Annotated in this window: 22 protein-coding genes and 1 pseudogene; 6 read left to right on the forward strand and 17 right to left on the reverse strand. The window is 71.0% G+C overall.

The features are described 5' to 3' along the window. The 4 genes and pseudogenes from AB0I67_RS39115 to AB0I67_RS39130 all read right to left on the reverse strand — a co-directional run. Positions 1–224 (reverse strand): annotated as a pseudogene (locus tag AB0I67_RS39115) (ATP-NAD kinase); the annotation flags it as partial. 3 nt (positions 225–227) lie between these two features. Continuing rightward, complete coding sequence (gene gcvPB, locus AB0I67_RS39120) at positions 228–1,781, reverse strand: aminomethyl-transferring glycine dehydrogenase subunit GcvPB (protein WP_357934961.1); 1,554 nt, start codon at positions 1,779–1,781, stop codon at positions 228–230. Continuing rightward, positions 1,778–3,091 carry an aminomethyl-transferring glycine dehydrogenase subunit GcvPA gene (gene gcvPA, locus AB0I67_RS39125; protein ID WP_357934963.1) on the reverse strand — a complete coding sequence of 438 codons (1,314 nt, stop codon included), beginning with the start codon at positions 3,089–3,091 and terminating at the stop codon, positions 1,778–1,780. The genes gcvPB and gcvPA overlap by 4 nt, the downstream gene beginning before the upstream one ends. Continuing rightward, positions 3,088–5,019 carry a beta-galactosidase gene (locus AB0I67_RS39130; RefSeq protein ID WP_357934966.1) on the reverse strand — a complete coding sequence of 644 codons (1,932 nt, stop codon included), beginning with the start codon at positions 5,017–5,019 and terminating at the stop codon, positions 3,088–3,090. Before AB0I67_RS39130 ends, gcvPA begins: the two co-directional genes overlap by 4 nt. Positions 5,020–5,116: 97 nt before the next feature. On the opposite strand from AB0I67_RS39130, the gene AB0I67_RS39135 reads away from it, so the two are divergent. After that, positions 5,117–5,758, forward strand: a complete 642-nt coding sequence (locus AB0I67_RS39135) for a GntR family transcriptional regulator (protein WP_357934969.1) — start codon at positions 5,117–5,119, stop codon at positions 5,756–5,758. Positions 5,759–5,817: 59 nt separating this feature from the next. Then, on the forward strand, positions 5,818–6,780 hold the full coding sequence (locus tag AB0I67_RS39140; protein WP_357934972.1) for a pirin family protein: 963 nt from the start codon (positions 5,818–5,820) through the stop codon (positions 6,778–6,780). Here the strand turns inward: AB0I67_RS39140 and AB0I67_RS39145 are convergent. The 9 genes from AB0I67_RS39145 to AB0I67_RS39185 form a co-directional block, all read right to left on the reverse strand. Continuing rightward, a complete protein-coding gene (locus AB0I67_RS39145) occupies positions 6,774–7,097 on the reverse strand; it encodes a nuclear transport factor 2 family protein (RefSeq protein ID WP_357934975.1) in 324 nt (107 codons plus the stop codon). The two genes, AB0I67_RS39140 and AB0I67_RS39145, sit on opposite strands and share 7 nt — an antisense overlap. Beyond that, complete coding sequence (locus AB0I67_RS39150) at positions 7,094–8,044, reverse strand: low temperature requirement protein A (RefSeq protein WP_357934979.1); 951 nt, start codon at positions 8,042–8,044, stop codon at positions 7,094–7,096. Before AB0I67_RS39150 ends, AB0I67_RS39145 begins: the two co-directional genes overlap by 4 nt. A gap of 40 nt (positions 8,045–8,084) precedes the next feature. Further along, positions 8,085–8,642, reverse strand: a complete 558-nt coding sequence (locus AB0I67_RS39155) for a superoxide dismutase family protein (protein ID WP_357934981.1) — start codon at positions 8,640–8,642, stop codon at positions 8,085–8,087. 17 nt (positions 8,643–8,659) lie between these two features. After that, positions 8,660–8,902, reverse strand: coding sequence for a 4a-hydroxytetrahydrobiopterin dehydratase (locus tag AB0I67_RS39160; RefSeq protein ID WP_357934984.1), 243 nt, complete (start codon positions 8,900–8,902; stop codon positions 8,660–8,662). Positions 8,903–8,906: 4 nt separating this feature from the next. Further along, positions 8,907–9,752 carry a carbohydrate ABC transporter permease gene (locus AB0I67_RS39165; RefSeq protein ID WP_357934987.1) on the reverse strand — a complete coding sequence of 282 codons (846 nt, stop codon included), beginning with the start codon at positions 9,750–9,752 and terminating at the stop codon, positions 8,907–8,909. Continuing rightward, positions 9,752–10,666 carry a sugar ABC transporter permease gene (locus tag AB0I67_RS39170; protein ID WP_357934991.1) on the reverse strand — a complete coding sequence of 305 codons (915 nt, stop codon included), beginning with the start codon at positions 10,664–10,666 and terminating at the stop codon, positions 9,752–9,754. Before AB0I67_RS39170 ends, AB0I67_RS39165 begins: the two co-directional genes overlap by 1 nt. 6 nt (positions 10,667–10,672) lie before the next feature. Next, positions 10,673–12,124, reverse strand: coding sequence for an N-acetylglucosamine/diacetylchitobiose ABC transporter substrate-binding protein (gene ngcE / locus AB0I67_RS39175; protein WP_357934994.1), 1,452 nt, complete (start codon positions 12,122–12,124; stop codon positions 10,673–10,675). 104 nt (positions 12,125–12,228) lie between these two features. Further along, positions 12,229–13,449, reverse strand: a complete 1,221-nt coding sequence (locus tag AB0I67_RS39180; RefSeq protein ID WP_357934997.1) for an aminotransferase class III-fold pyridoxal phosphate-dependent enzyme — start codon at positions 13,447–13,449, stop codon at positions 12,229–12,231. Then, positions 13,446–14,363 carry a sugar kinase gene (locus AB0I67_RS39185; protein WP_357935000.1) on the reverse strand — a complete coding sequence of 306 codons (918 nt, stop codon included), beginning with the start codon at positions 14,361–14,363 and terminating at the stop codon, positions 13,446–13,448. Before AB0I67_RS39185 ends, AB0I67_RS39180 begins: the two co-directional genes overlap by 4 nt. 49 nt (positions 14,364–14,412) lie before the next feature. On the opposite strand from AB0I67_RS39185, the gene AB0I67_RS39190 reads away from it, so the two are divergent. Together AB0I67_RS39190 and AB0I67_RS39195 are read left to right on the forward strand one after the other, a co-directional pair. After that, entirely contained in the window at positions 14,413–15,003 is a 591-nt protein-coding gene (locus AB0I67_RS39190; RefSeq protein ID WP_357935003.1) for a TetR/AcrR family transcriptional regulator, read from the forward strand. After that, positions 15,000–15,644 carry a class II aldolase/adducin family protein gene (locus tag AB0I67_RS39195; RefSeq protein WP_357935006.1) on the forward strand — a complete coding sequence of 215 codons (645 nt, stop codon included), beginning with the start codon at positions 15,000–15,002 and terminating at the stop codon, positions 15,642–15,644. Before AB0I67_RS39190 ends, AB0I67_RS39195 begins: the two co-directional genes overlap by 4 nt. On the opposite strand, the gene AB0I67_RS39200 is transcribed toward AB0I67_RS39195, so the two are convergent. Next, the gene (locus AB0I67_RS39200) at positions 15,616–16,656 is read right to left on the reverse strand and encodes a GNAT family N-acetyltransferase (protein ID WP_357935009.1); all 1,041 of its coding nucleotides are present in this window, start codon (positions 16,654–16,656) and stop codon (positions 15,616–15,618) included. The genes AB0I67_RS39195 and AB0I67_RS39200 overlap by 29 nt on opposite strands. Before the next feature lie 53 nt (positions 16,657–16,709). Here AB0I67_RS39200 and AB0I67_RS39205 point away from each other — a divergent pair, with 53 nt between their 5' ends. Next, positions 16,710–17,312 carry a TetR/AcrR family transcriptional regulator gene (locus AB0I67_RS39205; protein WP_357935012.1) on the forward strand — a complete coding sequence of 201 codons (603 nt, stop codon included), beginning with the start codon at positions 16,710–16,712 and terminating at the stop codon, positions 17,310–17,312. Here AB0I67_RS39205 and AB0I67_RS39210 read toward each other — a convergent pair. Further along, positions 17,296–17,634, reverse strand: a complete 339-nt coding sequence (locus AB0I67_RS39210; protein ID WP_357935015.1) for a helix-turn-helix domain-containing protein — start codon at positions 17,632–17,634, stop codon at positions 17,296–17,298. The two genes, AB0I67_RS39205 and AB0I67_RS39210, sit on opposite strands and share 17 nt — an antisense overlap. A 128-nt stretch (positions 17,635–17,762) precedes the next feature. Here AB0I67_RS39210 and AB0I67_RS39215 point away from each other — a divergent pair, with 128 nt between their 5' ends. Beyond that, a complete protein-coding gene (locus AB0I67_RS39215; protein ID WP_357935018.1) occupies positions 17,763–18,653 on the forward strand; it encodes an NAD(P)-binding domain-containing protein in 891 nt (296 codons plus the stop codon). A gap of 17 nt (positions 18,654–18,670) precedes the next feature. Here the strand turns inward: AB0I67_RS39215 and AB0I67_RS39220 are convergent, their stop codons facing one another. Together AB0I67_RS39220 and AB0I67_RS39225 are read right to left on the reverse strand one after the other, a co-directional pair. Further along, positions 18,671–19,852 carry a serine hydrolase domain-containing protein gene (locus AB0I67_RS39220; protein ID WP_357935021.1) on the reverse strand — a complete coding sequence of 394 codons (1,182 nt, stop codon included), beginning with the start codon at positions 19,850–19,852 and terminating at the stop codon, positions 18,671–18,673. A 405-nt stretch (positions 19,853–20,257) separates the two neighbouring features. Further along, positions 20,258–20,665 carry a hypothetical protein gene (locus tag AB0I67_RS39225; RefSeq protein WP_357935024.1) on the reverse strand — a complete coding sequence of 136 codons (408 nt, stop codon included), beginning with the start codon at positions 20,663–20,665 and terminating at the stop codon, positions 20,258–20,260. Positions 20,666–20,936: the final 271 nt, after the last annotated feature.

The raw sequence follows: 20,936 nt of genomic DNA on the forward strand, positions 1-20,936 counted from the left end.
CTGTCCTCGCCCATCGCGCCCGGTGCGGTGACCAGGCGCACGTCCGGGCGCGCGGTGAGCAGAGCCCGTACGGCCCGCGCCGCCCGCTCACCCGCCCGGGGCACCGCGCCCCGGTCGAGCGCGGCCCGCTGCACGTCGGCCCCGTCGCTGCCTTTGAGCCCGGCGCTTCCGCCCAGCCCGGCGACGGGGTTGACCACGAGCCCCACGGTCGGCGCGTTCACCACGGGTCAGCCCTTCGACAGGTGCTTGCGCACGTAGGCCCGCCAGGTGGGCGCCCACTGCTTGGGGTCGTCCAGCGGGGACATGTCGATCTTGTGGACCGTGGAGTTGTACGGCGCGCCCTTGACGAAGGCCGGGTCGCGGCGGGCCTCCTCGGCCACGTGGGCGAGGATGGCCGCGTACTCGTCGAGGTCCTCCTTGGAGTAGGACTCGGTCGGCTCCAGGGTGAAGGGCTCGGGCACCAGGTAGGGGTGGTGCGAGGTCCAGTAGTGCACGCCGAAGTCGGCGGCGCGCACGCCGATCTCCTCCGAATGCACCCCGGTCTCCTCCGACAGCTCCTGCCAGGAGTAGCGCACCTGCTCGACGCGGCGCTTGTCCCACGGGACCGACGCGCCGGGGATCTGCAGGATCTTGTGCATCAGGTAGTTGTTGTTGAGCACCGCGGTCTCGGCGACCGAGCGCAGGCCCTCGGCGCCCATCGACATGATCCACGCGTAGGCGCGCACGATGTTCGGGGTGACGCCCAGGCCGGGCCGGATCTTGCCGACCGTCTGCTCGGGCGTGGTCAGCACGTACTGCGAGCCGTCGAAGTCCACCACCGGTCCGGGCAGGAACGGGATGAGCTTCTCCGACACGCCGCAGGCGCCGGCCGCGGGACCGCCGCAGGCGTGCGGGGTGGAGAAGGTCTTGTGCAGGTTGAAGTGGCCCAGGTCGAAGCCGGCGTCGGCGGCCCGGGTGATGCCCAGGATGCCGTTGGCGTTGGCCTGGTCGTAGCAGGCCAGACCGCCGACGGAGTGGACCAGCTCGACGAACTCCGCGATGCGCGGGTTGAAGATGCCGGTGTCCTCCGGGTTGGTGATCATCAGCGCGGCGGTGCGCGGGCCGATGGCCGCCTTGAGCGCCTCGATGTCGGGGTAGCCGTCGGCGTCCGGCATGAGGGTGATGACCTCGTACCCGGCGGTCTTGGCGCAGGCCGCGTTGGACGGGTGCGAGAACATCGTGGTGATGACCTGGTCGCGGTGCGTGTCACCGCGGGAGGCGTGGTAGGCGCGGATCATCGCGATGTTGGCGTAGATCGCCGCCGAGCCGGAGCCGGGCTGCAACGAGACGCGGGCCATGCCGGAGATCTCCGCGAGCATGCGCTCGAGGTTGTGGTAGATCTCCAGGACGCCCTGGACCGAGTCGGTGGGCTGCTCGGGGTGCAGGTCGGCGATGTCGGCCAGGAAGCGGTCGTTGACCTTGGGGCTGTACTTCATCGTGCAGGTGCCCTGGCCGACGTCGATGTTGAGGTCGACGCCGAGGTTCTCCTGCGACAGGCGCAGGTAGTGCCGCACCACGTGGAGCTGGGACAGCTCCGGCAGCGCCGGGGGCTGCGCTCGCCGTACCGACTCGGGCAGCTCCACCTTGGGCGCGCCCGGCGCGGGTACGGCGAGGCCGCGCCGCCCCGGCTGCGACAGCTCGAAGATCACCGGCTCGTCCCAGCGGGCCTGGTGGAAGCGGCGGAGCGCCGGCTTGGGCTTGACCGGGAGCTCGGCGAAGGACTCGCCGTGACCGCTGCTCATGCGAGGACCTCCTTGACGGCTGCCGCGAGCCGGTCGATGTCGGCGATGGAGTGGCGCTCGGTCACGCAGACCAGCACGGTGCGCTCGTCGAGCTGGACGCCGCCGAAGATGCCCTTGGCGCGCAGGCCGGCCAGCAGCGCGGCGGCGTCGGGCACGTCGAGGGCGAACTCGCGGAAGTGGATCGCGTCGGCGTGCTTGACCAGCGGGGCCAGCGCGTCCATGGCGTAGCGGGTGCGGGCGAGGATCGTCTCGCCGAGCTCGCGCATGCCTTCGGGGCCCATGAGCGCGAGGTAGACGCCGGCGGTGATGCCCCACAGGGCGGCCGCGGTGCCCACCCACTCCTTGCCCTCCTCGCGCAGGGCGAAGGAGGTGCGGTCGTAGAAGACGTCGCCGAAGCCGTACTCGCCCTCGACCGCGGTCGGCGCGATGCCGAACAGGCGGGAGGGGAACTCGGCGACCAGCGGCTCGTGGTCCTGGGTGGCGATGTAGCCGGCGTGGCCGCCGCCGTAGAACTGGTGCATGCCGAGCGGCTGGATGTCGCCGCAGGCGATGTCCGCGCCGTAGGCGGCGGGCGGGGCCAGCACGCCGAGCGAGATGGGGTCGGCGCCGACGACCAGGAGCGCGCCGTGGGCGTGCGCCAGGTCGGCCAGCTCGCGGCCGCGGGTCTCGACGACGCCGTAGACGTTCGGCGTCTCCAGGTAGATCGCGGCGTAGCTCTCGTCGAGGGTGATCTCGCCGATCTCGCCGTTGGCGGCCACCGGAGCGAGCTCGATGGTGATGTCGGGGGCGAGGAAGTCGCGCAGCTTGCTCATCTTGTCGCGGTTGACCGCGCCGGACACCAGCACCTTGGAACGGCCGGTGTAGCGGGCGGCCATCCGGATCGCGGTGCCGGAGGCCTGGAAGCCGTCGTAGGTCGGGACGTTGACGACGTCCATCTCCAGGAGCTCGCCCATCATGCTGACGTACTCGAAGAGCGCCTGGAACCGCCCGTGGTCCTCGTACGGCTCGCCGGCGTAGGCGGTGAGGAACTCGCTGCGCGAGTTGACCTCGTCGCAGACGGCGGGCACGTAGTGCGGGTAGGTGCCGTGGCCGAGGAAGCTGAGCGCCTCGGTGTTCTTGGCGAACAGCCCGCGCATGTGCTGGACCAGCTCGTACTCGGCGACCAGCGGTTCCGGCAGGTCGAGCGGCCGGTCGAGGCGGAGCGCGGCGGGGATGTCCGCGTAGAACTCCTCGACGCTCTCCACGCCGAGCTCGGCGAGCATCTCGGCCCTGACGCGGGGCTCCGCGTTGGGGATGTAGGGGTGAGTCACTTTCTTCCTTCGAGTCGGAGCACGACCGCGTCGCGGGGCGCGAGTTCGATCTCGCCTTGCCTGGAGGTCGCGGTGAGCAGGTCGGTGCCGGCCTGCGGGAGGGTGATGCGCTGGGGGTCGGTGGTGTGGTTCAGGAGGAACAGGTGGCCGGCCCTCCTGACCGCCTCGACGCCTCGCGGCACCTCGACACCGTGCACGTCCGCCCGGGCGAGCACGGTGTCGAGGAAGGGCGCGGGGTCGTCGAGACGGCAGCTCAGGTAGGTGACGCCGCCCTTGCGGGTGATCGCGGGGCGGCCGTCGAGCTCGCCGCCCCGGTAGCGGGCGACGACCTCGGCGTCGGTGGCGTGGATCCACTCGGTCCAGGTGCGGGCGGCGCCGGCGGTGGTGGCCTGGGTGACGCCGTCGTGCAGCGGCCAGAACTCCTCGACGGTGACGCCGAGCAGGTCGCGCAGCGGGCCGGGCGCGCCGCCGGGGTGCACCTGGTCGGCCGCGTCCACGACGCCGCTGAACGGGCCGACGACGAGCTCGCCGTCGAAGGCCGACAGCGCCTTGGCGCTCTCCTCGGTGCACAGGTACAGGTTGGGCACGATGACCAGGCGGTAGCCGGTCAGGTCGCGGCCGGGCGGGGCGAGGTCGACGGCGATGCCGCGGGCGTGCAGCGGCCGGTACCAGTCGAGCAGGAGTTCCTTGAGCTTGAGCCGGTCGGAGGGCATCGACTCGGGCGCCTCCAGCCCCCACCAGGAGTCCCAGTCGAGGACCAGGGCGACCTGGGCCTGCTCGTAGCTGCCGGCGACCTCGGCCAGGGCCTTGAGGTCGCGGCCGAGCTGGAGCGTCTCCTGCCAGCCGCGGGTGGCGGTGCCGCCGTGCGGGAGCAGGGCGGAGTGGAATTTCTCCGGGCCGAAGCGGGCCTGGCGCCACTGGAAGAACATCACGCCGTCGGAGCCGTGCGCGAGGGCCTGGAGGCTGTGCAGGCGCATCATGCCCGGCGGCTTGGGCGCGTTGACCGCGCGCCAGGAGACCGCGCTCGGCGAGGACTCCAGCAGCAGCCACGGCTGCCGCTTCAGCGAGCGCATCAGGTCGTAGCTGAGCGCGATGGCGACGTGCGACTCGGGGTCGGCCGGGTCGGGGTAGGCGTCGTCGGTGACGAGGTCCTCGGCGGCGGCCCACTTCCAGTAGTCGAGGCCGTGCAGGATGCTCATGAAGTTCGTGGTGACCGGGATGTCCGGGGTGACCTCGCGCAGCGCCGCCTTCTCCGCCTCGAACAGCTCCAGGAGCGCGTCGCTGCAGAAGCGCCGCCAGTCGAGGAGCTGGGCCGGGTTGACCGGGCCGGGCGCGGTGCGGGGCGGCTCGACCTGGTCGAAGCCGGTGTAGAGCTGGCCCCAGCAGGAGGTTCCCCAGGCGGCGTTGAGGCCGCCGATCGTGCCGTAGCGGGCTTCGAGCCAGGTGCGGAAGTGCGCGGCCGAGACCTCGCAGAAGCACTCCAGGGTGTGGTCGGCGTACTCGTTGCCGATGTGCCACATCTTGAGCGCGGGGTGGCTCGCGTAGCGGGTGGCGAGGGTCCGCGCCAGCCGTACGGCATGCGTCCTGTAGACCGGGGAGCTCGGGCAGTAGCCCTGCCGGGACCCGAACTCCAGGCGGACGCCGTCGGCGGTGACCGGCATCATCTCCGGGTGCGCGCGCACCAGCCACGGGGGCGGCGTCGCGGTCGCGGTGGCGAGGTCGGCGTCGATGCCGTGCTCGTGGAGCAGGTCGAGGATCCGGTCGAGCCAGGCGAAGTCCCAGGCGCCCTGCTCCGGCTCCAGCCGCGACCAGGCGAAGACGGCGACGGTCGCCATGTTCACCCCGGCCTCGGACATCAGCCGAAGATCCTCGGCCCAGACCTCTTCAGGCCACTGTTCGGGGTTGTAGTCCCCGCCGAACCTCAGCACTCAGCTCCCCTTACAACTTGATCTATGCCATGTAATATTTTGTATGCAGAATTCATAGTGCAGTATTTTGAATCTCGTCAAGAGCTAAGGTGAGCGCATGCCGATCGAGCGACGACCGCTGCGGGAGCAGATCAGGGACGAACTCCTGCGCCGGCTGGATCGTGGCGACTTCTCCGCCGGCACCGACATCAACGAGGCCTCGCTCGCGACCGAGCTGGGCGTCAGCCGCACCCCCCTGCGCGAAGCACTCATCACCCTGGCCGGCGAGGGGGTGCTGGAGAGCAACCAGGGGCGCGGCTTCCGCTTCGCCCCGGTCAGCCGCAAGGAGTTCCGCGAGCTCTGCGAGATCGTCGCGGCGCTGGAGTCGCTGGCCCTGGAGCTGTCCGACCCCGGTCACCTGCGCAAGATCGGGCCCGAGCTGCTCAGCCTGGCCCGCGACTTCCCCGATCCGGTGGCCGAGCAGCAGGAGATCGAGCGGCACGACGACGAGTGGCACGACCTGCTGCTCAGCGGCTGCCCCAACGAGCGGCTGCTCGACCTGATCACCAGCGTCAAGGCCGGGATGCGGCGGTACGCGCACCTGCAGGCGGGTGACGAGGCGCCGCTCGAACGCGAGGCCGACGAGCACTGCCGGATCGCCGAACTCCTCGTCGACGGGGACCTCGACGGCGCGAGCGCGGCCCTGCGCGACAATTGGGTCAACGGCATGGAGCGGATGATGTCCCGTATCCCGGGGTAGGCCACGCCGGAATAGTTGAAAACTAAACTTGGTTGTGTCCCCCCGAAGGGAGACCACACATGCCCGCCGTAACCGTTGAGAACATCCTCGCCCTGCCTCGCATCCCCGAGGACCTGGGCCGAGACCGCAAGGTCCTCGCCGTCGAGACCGCGCCCAGCGGGTTCGAGGGCGAAGGCTTCCCGGTCCGCAAGGCGCTCGCCACCATCAAGCCGTCCTACCTCGACCCGTTCGTGATGATGGACCAGATGGGCGAGGTCGATTACGCCCCGGGCGAGCCCAAGGGCACGCCCTGGCACCCGCACCGCGGCTTCGAGACCGTCACGTACATGATCGACGGCACCTTCGACCACCAGGACTCGCACGGCGGTGGCGGCACCATCACCAACGGCGACACCCAGTGGATGACCGCCGGATCCGGCATCCTGCACATCGAGGCTCCGCCGGAGTGGCTCGTCACGCAGGGCGGCCTGTTCCACGGCATCCAGCTCTGGGTGAACCTGCCGGCCAAGGACAAGATGCTGGCGCCCAAGTACCAGGACATCCGCGCGAACAACGTCGTGTTGCTGAGCAGCTCCGACGGCGGCGCGCTGGTGCGGCTGATCGCGGGCGACGTCGCCGGCCACGCCGGTCCCGGCGCCACGCACACGCCCATCACGCTGCTGCACGCCTCGGTCAGCCCGGGCGCGAAGCTCACCCTGCCGTGGCGCAAGGACTTCAACGCCCTGGCCTACGTCCTGTCCGGCAAGGGCAGCGCGGGCGCGGAGAAGGCGCCGGTCACCGCCGGGCAACTGGCCGTCTTCGAGGGCTTCGGCAACCGGCCCGGCCTGGCCACCGAGGCCGAGACGATCACCCTCACCGCCTCGGCCAAGTCACCCCTGGAGGTCATCGTGCTCGGCGGCGAGCCCATCGGCGAGCCGGTCGCGCACTACGGCCCCTTCGTGATGAACACGCGCGAGGAGCTGGTCCAGGCTTTCGAGGACTACCAGTCCGGCAGGTTCGGCAGCATCCCCGCCGGTCACTGAGCCGGTACGGCTCCCGCCGTCTGCCGCCAGATCAGCCCGTCGCGCGCGACCAGCGTCCCGAAGGTCGTGTACGGCAGGCCGTCCAGAGCCATCACCGCGCTGTAGAAGACCGTGTCCCCGGTCGTCCGCAGCGCGGTGAGCTCGACCACCTCCGGCTCCCTGGCCAGGTAGGCGGCGAACAGGTCCCTGATCTCGTCCGGCCCGGCCGCGACCAGGTCGAGCCGGACCACCACCGCCTCCGGGTGGTACTGCGCCACCAGGGCGCCGAGGTCACGCTCCCGGATCGCCTTGAGCTGCCGCTCGAAGAGCTCGTTCACCGCGACACCTTCCGCTGCGCCGCGAGCGTCGCGGCAACCACCACCAGCGCGGCCCCGATCAGGGCCGCCGCGTACCCGCCCGGATGCAGGATGAGCTGCTCGACCCCGACGCCGAAGGCCACCAGCGCCATCGCCAGCGGCAGGTGCGAGTAGACCCAGATCTGCCCGGCCGCCCGGGTGCGCAGCACGACCCGGCCGTCGAGACGGTCGAAGTACAGCGACCACACCACGACCGTCACGGCCACCCCCGCCGCGGCGATGAGCAGGGTGAGCGGGGTGAGCGCGTGGCCCTTCACGCCGAGCACGATGGCGGCCACCACCTCGCCGAGCACGATGACCACGAAGAGCCCGAACCGCTCCGGCAGGTGTTCCGACTGCGGCGGCAGCTCGCCCTGGTAGCGGCGAGACGCCAGCGGGGTGGCCAGGTCCACGACCATCGCCACCGCCCAGGCGGCGTACCGCGCCGGCCCGGTCAGCGCCAGCGAGAGCAGCCAGATGGCCGCGGCGGCCGAGAAGCCGGTGACGTAGCTGAGCGCCAGCCGCCTGGCCTGCGGCACGTGCCGCGAGACGCGCAGGTAGGCGACGATCAGCAGGAGCCGGACCGCGACGTAGGCCGCGGCGAACAACGCCGAGCGGTTCACCGGGTCGCCGAGGGCGGCGGCCATGAGCACGACGGCCAGCAACTGGGCGCCGACCAGCAGGCGGTGGCTGAGGTCGTCGGTGTCGAACCGGTTGGCGTAGAAGACGTAGCCCGCCCAGGCCCACCAGACGGGGACGAACAGGCCGAGGAAGCCGGTCAGGTCGTGCTCGCCGAGCAGGCCGGCGAGTTCGGCCACGGCGACGACGAAGACCAGGTCGTAGAGGAGTTCGAGCCAGGTGGCGCGGCGCTCGCCGGTGTCGAGCAGCCGTAATCTCGGGCGTTGCCACCCAGGGTGCGTGATTGCCATGTAAGCCTGTAATCACGCACCTGCGCGCTCTATTCCGGCGCTAGCCGAGGCTGAGGCAGGCCACCCTCGGCCCGGCGGTGCCGTCGGGCTTGGTGGGCTGGGCGTGGATCACCGCCGACTTCGGCGTCATGGCGCCGAGGCTCCAGGAGTGCTTGGCGGTGGCCTGGCCGGTGCCGGCCTCGTCGGTGGTGAGGTCGAGCCACACCTCGCTGGTGGCGTTGGCCTGGCCGTGGGTGTGCTGGAAGTGCGGTCCGGCGTCGTCGGGCTTGGCGCCGCAGGCGTTCGCGTGCAGGTGCGCGCCGTAGGTGCGCTGCGGCAGGAGGCCCTCGACGGTGAGCGAGGAGACCGTGCCGGTGGCCGTGGAGTCGACGGAGGCGCTGGCCCGGGCGCCCTCGGGGGCCAGGGCGCGGTCGTAGACGACCAGGTCGCCCCCGGCCAGCCGTACGCCGGAAGACGATCCGGGCTGTGCCGATCCGTTGTGCGCCGGACCAGTGTGCGCGGGCGCGTGCGCCGGGGTGCCGGAGACCGGCTGCTGGGCGGCGCACCCGGCGGCGAGCACCAGGACGGAGGTGAGGGTGAGCAGTCGCGGCGTTGTCACGCTGCCCACCCTAGTGACTACGCTCCGTGCTTCGCGGCGATACCGTCGATGATCTCGGCGAGCTGGTGGTCGAGCTCGGTGAGCCCCCCGGTGTCGTGCGTGGTGAGGACGAGATGGAGCTTTCGCCAGCGGATGTCGATGTCGGGATGGTGGTTCAGCCGTTCGGCCTCGACCGCGATCTCGTCGACGATCCGGATGGCGGTGGGGAAGTCCGGCGCCTCGATGGTGCGCCGGAGCTCGTTGTCATGCTGCGTCCACATGAGCCTATTTAAGCGCGCCCGCGCCGAGGCCCGACTGGATCTGCCGCTGGAAGATGATGTAGATGACCAGCACCGGGATGATCGCCAGGTTCATGGCGGCGAACAGGGCTGGCCAGTCGGCCTCGTACCCGGCGATGGTGGAGATGTCGGCGATGCCCTGGGTGATGACCCATTTCGAGCGGTCGGCCGGCACCAGCGCCAGCGGGAGCAGGTACTGGTTCCACTGCCCGAGCACGTTGAAGATGGTGATGCTGACCAGGCCCGGCTTGGCCATCGGCAGCATGACCTGGAAGAACGTGCGGGTGTGCGACGCGCCGTCGATCTTCGCCGCCTCGGCCACCGCCTCCGGCAGCGTGCGGAAGAACGCGGCCAGGAAGAAGACGGTGAACGGCAGCGAGTAGGCGATGTAGACGACGATCAGGCCCAGGTAGGAGTTGAGCAGCCCGACCTGCTTGACCACGAAGAACAGCGGGGTGATCGCCAGGAAGACCGGGAAGGCCATGCCCGAGACGAACAGGAAGTAGATCAGCTTGCTGCCGACGAACTTGTACCTCGCCAGGACGTAGGCGGCCATCGAGCCGAAGAGCATCGTGCCGAGGGTGCTGAAGAAGACCACGATGACCGTGTTGATCATGTACTGGCCGACGTGCGCCTTCTCCCAGGCGCGGGCCCAGTTGTCCCAGCGGATCTCGCCGGGCAGTTGCAGGGCGTCGCCGAAGATCTCGGTGTTGTCCTTGAAGGCGGCCAGGAAGGTCCACAGCAGCGGCAGGATGATCAGCAGCGCCCAGACGACCAGAGCGAGATGCGACAGGCCGTTGAACACACTCGGCTTGGGCTTGGAAGCACGCATTAGAGCTCGATCTTCTCGCGCCGGGTGACGCGCAGGGTCAGCACCGCGAAGGTGATCGTCAGGAAGAACAGGGCGACGCCCATGGCCGAGGCGTAGCCGACCTTGCTGTAGGAGAACGCGCTCTTGAAGATCTCGACCGGGAGCACGGTGGTGACCCCGTCGGGGCCGCCGGCGTCCAGGGTGAGCACCTGCACCAGCGCGAAGCAGTCGAAGGCGGCGATCCCCAGGTAGACCCAGCCGACCTGCACGGTGTCGCGCAGCAGCGGCAGGGTGATGCGGAAGAACAGGGTGAAGCGCCCGGCCCCGTCCAGCGCCGCCGCCTCGAAGTAGTCCTTCGGGATGGCCGCCATGCCGGCCGAGAAGAGCACCACGTAGAACCCGACCGCCTGCCAGACCATGACCGCGATCAGCGACCAGAGGGCCAGGTCCGGGTCGCTCATCCAGCCGACGGGCTCGCCGCCCAGCTTAATCAGCGCCCCGTTGATCACCCCGGCCTCGTCGGGCCGGTAGATCGCCTTCCACAGCACGCCGACGATGGCGACCGCGAGCACCTGGGGCGCGAAGAACACGACCTTGTAGAAGGTCGAGCCCCACACGCCCCGCATGCCCGCCCCGCGCGAGCCGCCCCCCAGGTTGAGCAGGAAGGCGAAGACCAGCGCGAGAGCGAGCACGACGAGCGGCATCACGAGCAGGACGATGCCGTGGGTCCGCAGGGCGTTCCAGAAGACCTCATCGTTGAAGAGCTTGGTGAAGTTCTCCAGCCCGACGAAAGCCGGGTTCGCCTGGTACCCGTTCCAGCTCGTCAGCGAGAGCTGAAAGGCCTGGATGTACGGGCTGATCACGAACACCACGTAGAGCGTCACGGGAACGACGAGGAATCCCGCGACGAAACCGTACTTGCGAAGCCGCTCCATCGTCGCTTACGCGTTCCGGGTCTGCTTGGCGATGGAGGAGTCGGCCTTGATCGCGTCGGCCTTCTTCTGGACCTTGTCGAGGTACTCGTCGACGGTCATCCGGCCGCCGAACAGGATGTTCTGCTGCGCCCAGGCGTAGTCGAACAGCTCCTTGTACCAGCCCTCGAAGCGGGCGCTGGTGATGACGTTCTGGCCCGCGGCGTCGGTCGCCTTGGCCGCCGACTGCAGGCCCGGGGGCAGGTCGACGCCCTCGGCCGAGCCGTTGACGATGGTGAGGTTCTTGGTCTTCTCGACGAAGCCCTTCGCACCCTCCTTGGAGAGCATGACGCGCAGGTACTCGAGGCCCGCCTGCGGGTTCTTGCCCTTGGCCGCGACGAAGAAGACCTCGCCGGAGCCGACCTGGATGGCGCCGTACGGCATGGCGTCAGAAGCGGTGACGCTCGGGAACGGCGCGATGGCGTACTCGAAGGTCGCCGGCTTGTCCTTGGCCATCTCGTTCTCGAGCCAGGAGCCGGTCGGGTAGAACAGGAACTTGTCCTGCAGGTGCTTGATCTGCGTCTGGGTGTGGTCCAGGCCCAGGTAGGACTTGTCGGAGTACTTGGTGAAGATGTCCAGCCAGGCGGTCACGGACGCCTTGAAGGCCTCGGACTTCCAGGCGTTGTCGACGAGGTTGTCGATGTCGATGATGACCTGGTTGCCGCCGATCTTGGCAGCGGTGTAGAGCATGTTCCAGAGCTGGTAGTACGGGCCCTTCTGGCCCGGGTAGGCGAACAGGTGCATGCCCTCGGCCTTGGCCTTCTCGCCGAGCGCGGTGAACTCCTCCCAGGTGGTGGGCAGGGCCCAGCCCTTGGACTCGAAGAGCTTGGCGTTGTACCAGAGGGCGCGCTGGGACACGATGTAGTTGAGCGTCATGTCCTTGCCGTTGAGCTTGCCCTCCTCCAGCGCGGCCGGCGTGACGGTGTCGCGCACCTTCTTGCCCGGGTCGTCGTAGGAGGGGGCGTCCCACAGCGCGGTGAGCTCGGCCACGTGGCCCTCGGCGGCGAGCGCGGCCACGTCCATGGCCTCGGGGCCGGAGTTGTTGACCACGTCGGGAGCGTCGCCGGCCAGGAAGCGCGGGCGCAGCATGGTGCCGACGTTCTGGGTGCCGGTGTGCTTGACCTGGACGCCCGGGAACGCCTTGGTGAACATCGGCTCGTGGACGCCGGTCGCGTACTCGTCCTTGAAGCCACCGGTGAAGATGACGACCTCAAGGCCCTTCTTGGCGTCGACGGCGAAGGGGTTCTTGGGGTCGAAGGCAGCGCTGGAGGCCGCCGCGGGCGCGGAGGCCGACGGGCCGGCCGCGGTGCCGCCGCCGGTGGCGCAGGCGGACAGCAGGCCCGCGCCGGGGCCGACGACGACGGCGGTCAGGCCGATCCGGCGCAGCAACTGGCGCCGGGTGATCTCTCCCGGGTGGGTCATTCGGGGCTCCCGTGACGTGGATCAAATAGGAAAGTTTCCTAATCGTTTGCCCGAACGTAGGAGGTGCGCCGGGAGGCGTCAAGTGGGTGCAATCTAGCCGTGACCTACCGGGTTCCGAAATGCGATCGAGTCTCGGCGAAGGCCCGGTCGGTGCCCTCCAGCGCCTGCCGTACATCGTCCTCGGTGTGAGCTGCGGACATGAACCAGTTGTGCCACGGATGCAGGTACACGCCGTGCCGCAGGCAGGCGTCGCTCCAGTGCAGCGCGACCGAGAGATCGGCGTCGCCGGCGAAGCTCAGCCACGGGATCGTGACCGGGCCGGTCTGGTTCACCTCGAAGCCGTGCGCCTTCGCCTGCTCCTGCAGCCCGGCGCGCAGCAGCGTGCCCGCGCGCTCCATCGCGGCGATCCCGTCCTCGTCGCGCAACGTCTCGATGGTGGCCTTGGCCGCCGCCATCGCGACCGCCGAGAACCAGAACGACCCGGTGGTGTAGAGCGTCTGCGCGGCGCCGCGCAGCGCGTCGGTCCCGGTCACCGCGGCGATCGGGTAGCCGTTGGCCATCGCCTTCGACCAGGCCGTCAGGTCGGGGCGCACGCCGTACGGCTCCCACGAGCCGCGCAGGTCGATGCGGAAGCCGGCGCGCACGTCGTCGATCACCAGCGCGGCGCCGATCCGGTCGGCCAGGGCCCTGGCCCCGCGGGCGAACTCCGGCTCGGCCAGCTCCTGGTCCTCGAAGGAGTCGTGCTTGAACGGGGTGACGATGATCGCCGCGACCTGGCCGTCGTGCTCGGCGGCGGCGGCCTCCAGGCTCGCGAGGGAGTTGTAGGTGAACTCGACCAGATCGGCGCGCTCGTTCGGGGTCGTGCCCGCCGGGGACGGCGTGCACCACGGGTCGGCGCCGTGGTAGGCGCCGTGCGCCATGAGCACCTTGGGCCGGCCGGTGGCCGCGCGGGCGACCATCAGCGCCTGGGTGGTGGCGTCGGTGCCGTTCTTGGAGAACATCGCCCAGTCGGCGCTGGGCACGGTGTCCACCAGCAGCTCGGCCAGCTCCACCATGATCTCGCCGGGGCCGTTGAGCGTGTCGCCCTTGGCGGCCTGGCGGCGGGCGGCCTCCTCGACCCTGGGGTGGTGGTGACCCAGCACGATCGGGCCCCAGGAGCACATGAAGTCGATGTACTCGCGGCCGTCGGCGTCGGTCTGGCGGCAGCCGCGGGCGCTGTCGAAGAACTGCGGGTAGCCGGGGGCGAAGATGGCCGCGTTCAGGTGACCGTACATGCCGCCGGGGACCACCTTCTGGGCCCGGGCGCGGAGGTCGGCGTCTGTCATCGGAGCTGCTCCAGAAGGGTGTCGAGGTCGGTGAGCCCGGCGTCGGAGCCGAGGCCGGTGGCGACCGAGGCCGCCGCGGCGGTGCCCCAGGCGGCGGCGGTCAGCACGTCGTGGCCGTGCAGCAGCCCGGTCAGGAAGCCCGCGCAGTAGGCGTCCCCGCAGCCGGTGGTGTCCACGACGTCGACCTTCCGGGCCGGGACGCGGGTGGCGCCGGCCTCGGTCACGACCAGGCTGCCCTGCTCGCCGAGGGTGACCAGCACGCCGCGCGGGCCGTCGGCCAGCAGCGCCTCCGCGGCCTGCTCCGGGCTCGCCGCGCCGGTCATCGCCATCGCCTGCGACTCGTTGGGCAGCACGTAGTCCACGTGCGGCAGGAAGGCGCGGGCCATGCCCAGCAGGTCGGGCAACTCCGAGAGCAGGTCCATGGTGACGATCGTCCCGGCCGCCCGGATCTCGTCCAGGAGCGCGAAGAAGGCCGGGTCGCCCAGGCCGAAGGTGACGTCCACGCCGCCCAGATGCACCGCGCGGGCCGAGCGCAACACGCCCGGATCGACGTCGGCCATGGTCACCGACAGGTTGGCGCCCGGAGTGTGGAAGCTGGGCCGGCCGCCGTCGGGGCGGATCGGCAGGATCGAGGCGGCGGTCTGCTCGCCGGTACGGCGGCGCAGCCCGGACACGTCGACGCCGTGCCTGGACATGATCATGAGAAGGAAGTCGCCGAGCTCGTCGTCGCCGATGGCGCCGAGGCTGACGACCCGGTTGCCGAGCCGGACGAGATCCACGGCGGTCCCGGCGGCGGAACCCGCCGCGGTGAGCCGGATCTGGTCGACCAGCACGGTGTCCTGCCCGTCGGGCAGGTGCGAGACCGGCCTGGTCAGGATGTCCACGATGTGCACGCCGAGGGTGACGACCGTCATGTCAGTTTAGTAGACAGACGTCCGACTAAAAAGTCAATAGACTGTTCCCATGCCGAAGATCGTGGACCACGACGAGCGCCGACACGACGTGCTGAACGCCGCCCGCCGGGTGATCGTGCGGGACGGCATCGACGCCGCCACCAGCCGCGCCATCGCCCGCGAGGCGGGGCTGTCCAACGGCGTCCTGTCGCACTACTTCGCCGACAAGGACACGATCCTGCTCGACGCGCTGCGCGAGTCCCACCGCCGCATCCGCGAGCGGCTCCTGGCCAAGGTCGAGGGCCTCGGCGGGCTCGCCGCGCTGCGCGAGGTGCTGCTCGACAACCTGCCCCTCGACGAGGAGCGGCACCGCGAGACCCGGCTGGAGGTGAGCTTCTGGAGCCGCAGCCTGGCCTCCCCCGACCTGGCCGAGATGCAGCGGCAGGAGACCGACGAGCTCCGCTCCGCCGTACGCGACCTGCTGGAGCAGGCCCGCGCGGCGGGCGAGATCCGCGCGGACGTCGACCTCGACGACGCCGCCCGACTCCTGCTCGCCCTGGTGGACGGGCTCAGCCTGCACCTGCTTCTCTACCCGGACGGGGTGTCGCCGGACGACCTCGAACGGCTCATGCTGGCCGCGATCGAAAGGCTCGAACCATGACCCGGTGCGCCGAGGCGCGGCAGACCATCTGCGAGTACGGCAGGCGGGCGGTGGAGCTCGGACTGGTGCTCGGCACGTCCGGCAACCTGAGCGTCCGGACCGGCGACCTGGTGGCGGTCACCCCGGCCGGGGTCGCGCTCGACGCCCTCACGCCCGAGATGTGCCCCGTGGTGGACCTAGACGGCTACCTGGTGGAGGGCGAGCTCCAGCCCTCGTCGGAGACGCCGCTGCACCTGGCGATCTACCACAGCACCTTCGCCCAGGCGGTCTGCCACACGCACTCCACCTTCGCCACCGTGGTCGCGACGACCAGGACCGAACTGCCCGCGGTGCACTACAACGCGCTGCAGCTCGGCGGGACCGTCCGGGTCGCCGAGTACGCCACCTACGGCACCCCGGAACTGGCCGAGCACGTCAGGGTGGCCATGGAGGGCAAGAGCGCCGCCCTGATGGCCAACCACGGCGGGGTGACCATCGGGGTGACGCTCGCCCAGGCCTTCGAGGCGAGCCGGCTGCTGGAGTGGTTGTGCGAGGTGTACGTGCGGGGGCTGGGCGTCGGGGAGCCGGTCGTGCTCACGCCGGAGCAGCTCGACGCGGTGGTCGAGCGGTCGCTCAACCCGCCGGTCTTTCCGCGGCGCTGAGGCCGGCCTGCTCGGGGTCGTCGGTCCAGGACATCGCGGCGATGCGCCAGCCCTGCGGGGTCTTGAGGAACTGCATGCTCTTCGTGCCCGCGCCGGTGAAGGGGACGCCGTCGCGGACGCCCCGCTTGGTGTAGCGGCCCAGGCGCTGGGCCACGTCGCCGAAGATCACCGTGTGTTCCTCGGTCTCCGCCTCGGTGAAGTCCGTCAGCTCGCCCGAGGTCAGCAGGGCCTGGCGGGGGCGGATGAACGCCTCCAGGTCGTGCAGGGCCTGGCGGGGGCCGCCCTGGACGATCACGCCGCCCGGGACGAACAGGTCGTGGATGGCGGCGAGGTCGGGGACGCGGCCGCCGGCGTTGCCGAACAGGCGGTAGAAGGCGGCGGTCAGCTCGTCGATCTCCCCCTTGTCCCGCCCGGCCTCCGGGGTCAGCGTGGTGCGGGGCTCGGTGGTGCGGGGCTCGGTGGTGCGCGCCTGCCACTCTTCGGCGAGGAGCGACCACAGCTCGATGTCGGCGCGCGGTCCGCCGCCCGCGCCGGGCACCGCCTGCCGCAGCACCCCGTCCAGGCGCATCCCCAGCCGCTTGGCCACCGCGATGCTGCGGGCGTTGGCCGGCAACGTCCGCCACTCGACCCGCGCGATCCCCCGCTCCCCCACCGCCCAGCCGACGACCCGCTCCACCGCCCGGGTGATCAGCCCACGCCCCTGCGCCCCCGGCTCCAGCCAGCACCCCACCTCGCACACCCCGCGCGCGGCGTCGAAGGACGCGAACATCACCCCGCCCACCAGCACCCCGCCGAGCCAGATCCCCCAGATCCCGCCCCCGTCCCGCGCCCGCAGGTCCGCGTACCGCTGCAGCACCTGCCGGGCCTGCTCCAGATCGGAGGCGACGAACGACGCGGGCACCCAAGGCGCGATGTGCTCCCGGGCCCGGTCGAGGTGGGCGAGGAACTCCTCAGCCCGCCACGGCTCCAGCTCCCGCAGTTCCGCCTCGGCCGTCAGGGACACAGCGAGCATGGCACTCCTCCGCAACGTGCATAACAAACGTTCGGTATGTACGCTAACAGGCCATGAGCCCCGCCCGCACCGATCACGACGCCCGCCGGCACGACGTCTCCGAGGCCGTCTGGCAGGTGCTCGCCGAGCACGGCTTCGCCGGCCTCACCCTGCGGGCCGTCGCCTCCGCGATGGGCGCCTCGACCGGGCTGGTCACGCACTACTTCAGCGGCAAGCAGGCCCTCGTCGCCCACGCCCTGGACATCCTCGAAGCCCGCACCCAGGCCCGGCCCCGCCTGCCGTACCCCTCTCCGGGCCTGGCCACGCTGCGCGCGCAGGTGCTCAACATGCTGCCGCTCACCCCGGAGGGCGTGACGATCAACCGGGTGTGGGTCTGCTCCTGGGACATGGCGCTGGCCGACCCCGCCCTCTACGCCGCGCAGACCGCCCGTTACGAGCGCATCCGCGCCGACCTGCGCACCGCCGTCGAGGACGCGCGACGCCTCGGCGAGCTGCCCGCCACCGCCGACCCCGCCGACCTGGCCGCCACCGTCCTGTCCTTCACCCACGGCCTGGTGGTGCAGGCCCTCTTCGACCCGGCGTCCTTCCCACCCGACCGCCAACGCGACCTGGCGGAGAACTTCCTGGCCACCGTACGGCTCAGCGCCCGAGCGTGACCGACTCGATCCGTTCCATGTGCTGCTCGCCCCACTCGCCCAGCGGGCCCAGGGCGGTGTTGAGTGACTGGCCGAAGTCGGTGAGGGAGTACTCCACCTTCGGCGGGACCTGGTGGTAGACCTCGCGGTGCACCAGGCCGCTGGCCTCCATCTCGCGCAGTTGCAGGATGAGCACCCGCTCGCTGATCCCGGGGACCGCGCGCCTGAGCTCGCCGAAGCGGACGGGGCCCTCGTGCAGGGCGAAGAGGATGAGGCCCTTCCATTTGCCGCCCATGACGGCGATGGCGGCGTCGAGGCCACAGGTGAACGACCGGTTCGTCATGCTTGTCACACTAACAAAATGGTCAGTACCTGAGAAAATAGTCGGTACTTGCTGTTCCACCAGTGAGGCGAGCAGCATGGATCGCACGAGGCCTCGACCCTGATGAGATCCTGCGACTGGAGCAGAACATGGCTGACCAATCCCGCACGCCGGTGACCGTGATCGGGCTGGGCTCGATGGGGGCGGCGCTGGCCGAGGCCTTCCTGGCGGCGGGCCATCCGACCACCGTGTGGAACCGGACCGCGCACAAAGCGGACGCGCTGGTGGCCAAGGGCGCGGTCCGGGCGGTGAGCGTCGAGGAGGCGGTGTCCGCGAGCCCGTTGATCGTCACCGTGCTGACCACGTTCGACGACACGCGGCAGGTCCTGGCCCCGGCCGCCGCCGCGTTGCGCGGCCGGGACCTGGTCACGCTGAACAGCGGCTCCCCCGCCGGCGCCCGCGGGACTGCCGCGTGGGCCGAGAAGCAGGGGGCGCGGTTCCTGGCGGGGGCGGTCAAGAACGTCCCGTCCGCGGTCGGCGCGCCCGACACGTTGCTCTACTACAGCGGCGAGCACGCGGTCTTCGCCGAGCACGAGCGCACGCTGGCGGTGCTCGGCGGCGACACCGTCCATCTCGGCGACGAGCCCGACCTGGCCGCGCTCTACGAGATGGCCGTCGGCGCCACGCTGCTGCCCGCGCTGGTCGGCTTCTTCCAGGGCGCCGCGGCGCTAAGGTCGCGCGGGCTGACGGCCGCGTCGATGGTGCGCTTCTCCGGCAAGTGGCTGGACATGATCAAGTCATTGCTGCCGGTGTACGCCGACGAGATCGACCGCGGCGACTACTCCGCCGCGGCCTCCTCGGTCGGCCTCTTCCTGGCCGGCGCCGCGCACGACCAGGAGCTGGCCGAGGAGACCGGCGTCGACGCCGCGTGGCTCGCTCCCCTGTACGACCTGCTCCGGCGGGCCGAGGAGGCGGGACACGGCGAGCACAGCATCGCGGCGCTGGCCGAGGTCCTGCGCGAGCCGGGCCGGGCGGCCTGACGCCCCCGGCCCGCCGGTCAGTCGCAGAAGACCTCTCGGACGAGGTTGTCGACCAGCTTCTGGAAGTCCTTCGCCGGGCCACGCGTGGCCTCGTCCACCCAGGTCACCGAGCCGGTCACCGTCCTGGCGCCGTCGGGCGAGCTGTACATCAGCGCCCCGTAGCCGTGGGGCGGGCTGCCCTTGTGCTCGTAGACGGTGCCGCAGCCCGGGCCCAGGTCCGTGGCGAAGACGCCGAGGCCGTACTTGAGCGGGCCGTACGGCTGGCGCATCTCGGCCAGCAGGCCGGCGGGCAGCAGCCGGCCGCTGTTGAGCGCGGAGAAGAACGTCTGGAGGTCTCGCGTGGTCGAGATCAGGTCCCCGGCGCCGGCCAGCAACGAGGGGTTCTGCCGGGAGATGTCGACCGTCGTCCACTTGCCGGCGGCGTCCTGGTAGCGGTAGTAGCCGTGGGCGTGCGGCCCGGGGAGCTGCGAGCGGGTTCCGGGGACGACCGTGCCCGTCATCCGGAGCGGCCGCAGGATCCTGCGGTGCATCTCCTCGGCGTAGGAGCGGCCGGTGACCCGCTCGATCAGCAGCAGGGCGACGGTGTAGTTGGTGTTGGAGTAGCTTTGGCCGGCGCCCGGCTCGAAGCGGGCGGGCTTGGACAGGGCCAGCCGTACCAGCTCTTCAGGACGGTAGTCGCGGAAGCGGATCGGCAGCCATTCGTCGCCGTTGGCGATGATGCCCGGCTCGAGGGTGCCGTCGGCGGTGAACTCGCCGGTGTAGTTGAACAACCCGCTGGTGTGCTGCAGCAACATCCGCACGGTGATCCGCCGGTCGAAGCCGTAGCCGGGCAGGTGGTCGGCCACCGGGTCGTCCAGCCGGAGCTTCCCCTCGGCCGCCAGTTGCAGCACCAGGGTCGCGGTGAAGGGCTTGACGACGCTGCCCGTCCAGAAGCTCCCGTTGGTCGGCGGCTTGGCGGCCTGGCCGAGCTTGCGCACCCCGGCGCTGCTCGTCCACTCACCGTCCTCGTCACGCACGCGGAGCTGCACACCGGTGAAGCCGGCGTCGATGAACGCCTGCATGGCCGTACGCAACTCAGGACGGTCCGGCGTGGCGGCGCTCGCGCCGGTGGCGGCCGGGCCGGCCACCAGCGCGGCGGCCAGGACGGCGACGGCCGACCGGCGCAGGGCCTTCGCCGCTCGGGGGGACTGGGTGCTCATGGTTCCTCGCCTTTCGGTGGATGTGGACAATCGGGGGTCAGCCGGCGATGCCGGGGGATGGCGTGCTCGGCGCCCTGGCTGGTCTCCTCCCAGCCCGCCCAGACCTCCCTCCGGCGGCGGGAGCGGTCGAAGGCCAGGTCGTAGACCATGCTTCCGAGCAGCAGCGGCGGCTCGGGGCTGTCGACCAGCTCCAGCAGCGCCTTCGCGGCCGGCGGGGGTCGCTGTCGATCGAGCCCCGGCCCACTGCGCGGCCGGCTCGGCCCGCAGCGGGCCGTACGGCTCCGCCGGGGTGGTCGTGGTCATGCCGGTGCGGAGGTCGGTCCAGCAGCCGCGCGGCTGGACGATGCCGACCTTCACCCCGGAGGCGGCCGCCTCCATCCGGACCCGCGCCTCGGCCTCGGTGAACTAGGCGGCGTCGAGGGCAGCGGTGATCTTGCGGGTCATCTCGGCCGCGGTCGGGCTGGGCTCGCCCCGGTGAGCGCGGGCCGCGGCGTCCACGGCGAGCAGGACGGTGTGCCGGAAGTCGCCGGCCGCGTCCGGGTCCTGCGCGGTGAGCAGGGCCATGGAGGCGGTCAGGGCGGGCAGGACGTGGTCGGCCATCGCGGCCACGGTCTTGCCTTCGAGCTGCACGCCCGGCTTCTTCTCGGCCAGCACGTGCCCGACCGGGCCGGTCGCCGCGTACAGGGCGAGCGAGCCGGCGGTGGCGGACTTGTGCGGCGCACCGGCGGCGTCGGCGGCCGCCAGCAGCGAGACGGCGCCGTAGGCGGCGGTGCGGAGGGTCAGCTTGTCCTGGGTGGTGAGGGAGAGGGACATGGTGGTGAGCTCCTGTTTTCCGGTGGTGAACTTCGATGGGTCTACGATCGCGGGCTGCGCTGATACGGGACCGTCGCCGGCCTGACGCGGGCCTTGACACCGGCCCGCCCGCCGAGCCGGTGGGCCGTCTTTCAGTGGCTTGCGGCCGGGACCGGCTGCTGCCGGGCGGCCGGAGGCGCGGCTCCCGGGCGATCGCCGCCAGCGACGGGTCGGCCACCGCGGCGGCCACCGACCGGCGAGCCTCCTCCGGCGCCGAGGCCGGCAGGCCGGG

Origin of the sequence: Nonomuraea sp. NPDC050310 (assembly GCF_040655795.1) — a bacterium.
Classification (GTDB): domain Bacteria; phylum Actinomycetota; class Actinomycetes; order Streptosporangiales; family Streptosporangiaceae; genus Nonomuraea.